General features: G+C 58.7%; 3 protein-coding genes. All 3 read right to left on the bottom strand.

What is annotated here, in order from left to right; genetic code table 11:
• Positions 1–295: 295 nt before the first annotated feature.
• The 3 genes from GNK13_RS12145 to GNK13_RS12135 all read right to left on the bottom strand — a co-directional run bounded on the left by GNK13_RS12145 (position 296) and on the right by GNK13_RS12135 (position 3,000).
• Positions 296–841, bottom strand: a complete 546-nt coding sequence (locus GNK13_RS12145; protein ID WP_164102798.1) for a hypothetical protein — start codon at positions 839–841, stop codon at positions 296–298.
• A gap of 104 nt (positions 842–945) precedes the next feature.
• Positions 946–1,593: a hypothetical protein gene (locus tag GNK13_RS12140; protein WP_164102797.1), complete on the bottom strand. Its 648-nt coding sequence runs from the start codon at positions 1,591–1,593 to the stop codon at positions 946–948.
• A 1,002-nt stretch (positions 1,594–2,595) separates the two neighbouring features.
• Complete coding sequence (locus GNK13_RS12135) at positions 2,596–3,000, bottom strand: cytochrome P460 family protein (protein WP_164102796.1); 405 nt, start codon at positions 2,998–3,000, stop codon at positions 2,596–2,598.
• Positions 3,001–3,974 lie beyond the last annotated feature (974 nt).

Raw genomic sequence — 3,974 nt, 5'->3', positions numbered from 1 at the left:
CGAATGCAGAAACCCGCGATTCCGGGAGCACAGTCAAATCGCGTGCACCTGTTGCGGGATCGAACTTACGGCAGAACGAAAGTCGTGGATCGAGCGCATCAAACCGATGGCGTCACCGAGCGGCGAGCATCAGTAATTCGAGCGCACCATGTTGTGACGTGAGCGGGAAAGAATTAAATCAGGGGCTGCGAGAACGGTATGTGGTCGAATCCGCGAACGTCACCAATCACCCGGCGGCGACGAGAGATTGTCCATTTGAAAACGCCCGACTTCGCCGCTCGGGTGCATTGGATTGTTACCCCGCGATTGCGCGAGCGATGTCGAGAAACCGCGCAGCAAATTCTTGATCACGGGTCACGACGGTGTCGGCGTCACCACTACACACATATGATGACGGATCAAGGCGCTCGATGTCAGCCCAGAATCGTCGTTGGATCGGGATGAGCCAATCGTAGTTCGTTCGATCCCACGAAGCGTCTTGCGATCCAGCCATCGTGTGCGGATCGGCTAGGTTGAAGCCGCAATAGTTGACGTAGCGATCCGTGACGGTCAGTGAGTCGGGCAGTGATCGAAACACGTACCATTCGTCGTGTGTGTCGAACGGAATTTGTAGTTGCGGCGTTAGTGGTGGACTAACCATGACATCGCCCACCAGCGTCCATCCGAGCGATAGTTCATCGGCACTTGGAGTGATTGGCCCAGAGTCAAACGCAGTGATGCAGAGGCGTTGGCCGGCGTGGTGTTCCCGCGTCAGAGCGGGAAGGTCGCGGATCATTTGGCGCACGACGATCCAAGTCCATTTGCCGTGTGTTCCGGAGAATATGGAATCATCCCAGCGCATTTGATTTAAGTGGGGTAACGGTGGAAATCACGTGGCGACCGCCGACGAGTCAGGTCCGCAGAGAGAAGCCCGTCGGTCGCTCACGTGCATTTCATGGTTCCGCCTCATCGCTCACGCTCGATCATTCGAGCGTGAAACACGCGGCGAAGAATATAGACCGCCATCAAGGCACATGTTAGTAGAACAAAACAGAAACCAGCAATGGGATTCCCAGCGTATGATGCTGTGCCCGCTGCGAATCCCTGCTGGAACGCCGTAAGCCCGGACAAGAGCGTAAGGCTGGACACAGCGACATGGGCGACGGCAATGGCAGCCGAGGGGAAGAAGACCAGGATTGCAGCCACGCGTGTTCGGGTTGTATCTGCGAGTTGGTCATCAGCAAATCGTACAGCCAAAAGCCACGTGAGAATGGCAAAGGCGTTCCCAAATACAGGCATCACAAGAGCCAGCGTCGGGAAGTGGCGGTATTCATGGCGAACAGCGAGAAAGAGCGCGTTCGCCATTGCGACGTAAATGAACAGGCACCCGACGTCACCAATGGAAAACGTTGGCATACCACGGCGTGTTGATGAAGACGGTTTGCGCGCGCGTGCGATGCCCGCGTATACAACACGCGGCCCCCACAGAGGCGTGAACAACATCAGCGAACCGGTTACGGTAACTACTACGAGAAACTCGATGAACTCATTGAGCGTAGGCAATTTGTTAGCCGAGTTAGCAGAGACTTTCAGTGGCGGAACGGCGAGGATCACGCGGCGGCGGCCCACGAGATAGAGTGAAGGAAACGCGATGCCCGCCGCTCGCGTGAATCCGTTTGTTCGCGGAGTTTTCCGGCACCCGGCGACGAGCCCGGCAGTTCTACGAGCCGGCGATCGCAGGTTCGATTAAGTGTAGCGGCGGCAAGCGACGGAGCCAATCTCCGCCCGCAACGGTCCCGTTTTGTTCGTAGCGGGCGATGGACGGTGGCAACGTGTTAAGCAGTTCGAGCCGAGCGAGTCCCGGAGCGGATCGGGCCCGCGATTCGAGCCTGGCGGCAAGTCGAGCGCACCGGTGGTGCGAGCGTGCCCGCGACGGAACGATGGAAGTGAACTGAGCGCACCGAACCATTCGCGTCACAGAGCGGATCGCAGCAGATATCTCGAGCGCACCATTTATGACGTGAGAGGGAAAGAACCAATTAGACGCAGCGTGGGCGGTATGGTGGTCGACTCCGCGAACGTTACGGATTACGGGGCGGCGGCCCACAGCGACAGTCTCAAGAACACGGGCACCCGCCGCTCACGTACATCCGATTGTTCGCGGAGTTTTTGCGGAGCCGGCAGATCGGTGAGTGGAAGAGTCGGCACCCCAAGTGTAGCAGCGTGCGACGGCCGAGCCAATCTTCGATCGCACCAGTTCTCAATCGCACTTGGCGTTGGACAATCCGTAGTAGCCGCGTGAACCGAGCCAATCACGAATTGGGGACCGGCGGTCAAATTCAGAAACCCGCGATTCCGGGGGCACAGTCGAATAGCGTGCACCTGTTACGGGATGGAACTTACGGCAGAACGAAAGTCGTGGATCGAGAACCGCTGGCGTCACCGAGCGGCACGCATCAGTGATTCGAGCGCACCATCTGTAATGTGAGAGGAAAAGGACCGATCAGACGCCGCGTGAACGGCATGGTGGTCGAGTCCGCGAACGCTGGAAATCACGTGGCGACCGCCGACGAGTCAGATCCGCAGCGAGGAGCCCATCGGTCGCTCACGTGCATTTCATGGTTCGCCGTTGCCTGGCGTCAAGTACTCGCGTGTCACGTAGTCAGTTGATTTGTATTCGCAATGGCAGCCAATGCAGGACTCGATGGTTCCTCGAGTGAGGACGCGGCGGGTTCGCCCGTCTACGACCGAATACTCCCAATCGCCGTTTTCGAGGTCATACCCGACAGCCCTCTTCCGCATGACGGTGTAAAGCTCGACCCTCTCAGGGGCGTTCACGTCCCGAAACTTAGCTTTAACGATAAGGGAGCCGGGTGGGTACGAACCCGTACCAGCCTTGATGACAGGGTGTGCTTTTTTGTTTGCGTAGACGTGGCAGTAGGCAGGCTCAAGGAATCCGTCGTGTATCTCGTGTCGGGCCCGAGGGATGGTTACGCAGAGAGCCGCCGTTGAGTCAGCCATTCGGTGCGGCTCCTCGGTGACGGCGGTCAATCGAGAGACGTCGGTTGCGAGCAGAGCGACTTCGTCGTCAGTAAGTTCGTGCCCTAACGCGACCCCCGAAAGTAGGCATGCTAAAGCAAGCGTGCAGCATATAGATCTAGCCAAAGAACCAGCCTCTACGCTCGGCGAACGTCCGCGTTAACCCGGCGGCGGCCGAGTGGAAAGTCTACAAGAAACGCCCCATCCGCCGCTCGGGTTCGACGCGTTGTTCGCGGAGTTTTTCTGGACTTGGCGACGAGCCAGCAGTTCCGCGAGCCGGCGATCACGCGTCGCATCAAGTGTAGCGGCGGTCAGTGGCCGAGCCAATCTTCGCGCGCACCAGTTCTCGCGCGCACCTGGCGATGAACAATCCGGAGTAGCCCCACGAACCGAGCCAATCGGATCGCGCGTTGCGGGCCGGTGGTCAAATGCAGAAACCAGCGATTCCGGGGGCACCGTCAAATCGCGTGCAACTGTTACGAGATCGAACTTACGGCAGAACGAAAGTCGTGGATCGAGCGCATCAAACCGATGGCGTCACGGAGCGGCAAGCATCAGTAATTCTAGCGCACCATTTGTGACGTGAGAGGGAAAGAATCAAATCAGACGCCGCGAGGGCGGTATGGTGGTCAACGCCGCGAACGGCACGGATTACGGGGCGGCGGCCCACAAAGACAGTTTCGAAAACACGAGCACCCGCCGCTCCCGTACATCCGATGGTTCGCGGAGTTTTTGTGGAGCCGGCAGATCGGTGAACCGACGAGCCAGACGCGTGAAGTATAGCAGCGGGCAATGGCCGAGCCAATCTTCGAGCGCACCAGTTCTCACGCGCACCTGGCGTTGAACAGCCCGGAGTAGCCTGACGAACCGAGCCATTCGATGCGGAGTGACCGGCGGTCGAATGCAGAAACCCGCGATTCCGGGAGCACAGTCAAATCGCGTGCACCTGTTGCGGG

Source organism: Candidatus Laterigemmans baculatus, assembly GCF_010367455.1.
Classification (GTDB): Bacteria; Planctomycetota; Planctomycetia; order Pirellulales; family Pirellulaceae; genus Laterigemmans; species Laterigemmans baculatus.
The sequence above is the reverse complement of the archived record's forward strand: the minus strand, read 5'-3'. Positions and strand labels throughout refer to the sequence as shown.